The 1375-nt window shown below is 44.9% G+C and carries 2 protein-coding genes; both read right to left on the bottom strand.

Annotation, left to right across the window (positions count from 1 at the left end):
* Positions 1-146 (bottom strand): NAD(P)-binding domain-containing protein (locus FHR87_RS19720; RefSeq protein ID WP_183166112.1); only part of this gene is annotated, 146 nt, incomplete at its 3' end.
* Positions 147-339: 193 nt separating this feature from the next.
* Complete coding sequence (locus FHR87_RS18885) at positions 340-636, bottom strand: hypothetical protein (protein ID WP_183168301.1); 297 nt, start codon at positions 634-636, stop codon at positions 340-342.
* Positions 637-1375 lie beyond the last annotated feature (739 nt).

Here is a 1375-nt window from a genome sequence, read left to right as displayed (position 1 = left end):
TCCAGCAACGAGTCTGCGGCGGCGCGACGGCGCGACGTGACCGATACCATGTGCCCGCATTCCAGCAGGCGCCGCGCGATTGCGCTTCCCATCACACCCAGCCCCGCTACGCCTACACGCTTGTTCGTCAGTTCAGTTTGTTCCATGGATCACTCAGCTTCAGGTTTGACGGCATCCTCTACGCCAGCAGCGTTCGTCGATCGTCCTCAAGAGTTCGATTCCAGAAGACCCATCATACGTAATTGACTCGTTTCCGCCATTGCGGTTGCGGGGGCTTGTTGTAAATGACTGGGTTCAGCCTTCGTCTTTGAAAACCAGATTCATGATTACCCTTAAACATTATTTAGACCAAGGTGAACATATTGGTGAGGTTTGTAGGTTTGGAATAATTGCGCCAACATTTACTCGCTCTGTTGGTAAACTACATAAAGACACTTGGCCTGTCGTACTATTAATTCTCCAGATCCAAAAAGTATTATAACTAATAACGGGTGTAGACACCTTGTACGAGCCAACGGCTGATATTTCTTCTTGATTATTTAGAGTGGAATCAAATTGTGCTCTTTCTTGGGCATTTGCAGTGACTAATAGGAAAAATACCAAAATAAAAGCTACGATTACATAATAAGGTTTCATGCTTTCACCTCACCATCTAGATCGCTTTACTAATTTATATAGACTCTATAATTAATTAAGTCAATTAAAATATGCGGATAGCCGAAATTCTTGTATCGGATTGTTGATATATATTATTGATAATATAGTATGTTTTATATATTTACGCCATGCGTAGCTAAATAATCTCTTGACAATGTTTTATCCGAAAAATTGTTCACCTACTAATGTGTGATTATATCATCAAATAAATAGTCTTTTTTTTAATATCGTTCTGATCCAGTAAATAAACTATTAATAATATTATGCGTTGAGCGTTAGGATTGTTAGATATAAACACCATTTAATACAAGTGGTTTTAGGGTTCCTTTTAAGCTGAAAGCTTGGTACTGGAAGTGTTTAAAAATTCCACTTAATAAAGCGAAGGCTTTTGTCAGAGTGGCGCCTAGAGAAACAAACCGGCTCGAGAGTCCTGGTGGTGGGCGGGTTTTGAGGTGACAACGATTGGAAAGGCGTTAAGGCGGGGAATATTCGAGGGGGGGCGCGGGGCGAGGCCGTGGAGCTGGAAAGCCGGGCGCAGCGTTAGCTTTTCCCTGGAGAGGAAAACTCAATTCAGCGTGTTGGAGAGGATGGCGTCCGCCATGGCGTTGATGGTGGCGGCATCAAGCGTGGGGTTTTGTGCCCGCAGTTGCAGGATCAGCGCCAGCCGGTGATGTAACTCGGCTACCGGTGTGGGGGCCTTGGTCGCCGTGGTGGCGCG

The sequence above is a fragment of the Azomonas macrocytogenes genome (assembly GCF_014191985.1).
Classification (GTDB): domain Bacteria; phylum Pseudomonadota; class Gammaproteobacteria; order Pseudomonadales; family Pseudomonadaceae; genus Azomonas; species Azomonas macrocytogenes.
The sequence above is the reverse complement of the archived record's forward strand: the minus strand, read 5'-3'. Positions and strand labels throughout refer to the sequence as shown.

Excerpts from the sequence above, each read along its gene's own strand:
- FHR87_RS18885 (WP_183168301.1), bottom strand. The coding sequence starts at position 636 with ATGAAACCTTATTATGTAATCGTAGCTTTTATTTTGGTATTTTTCCTA.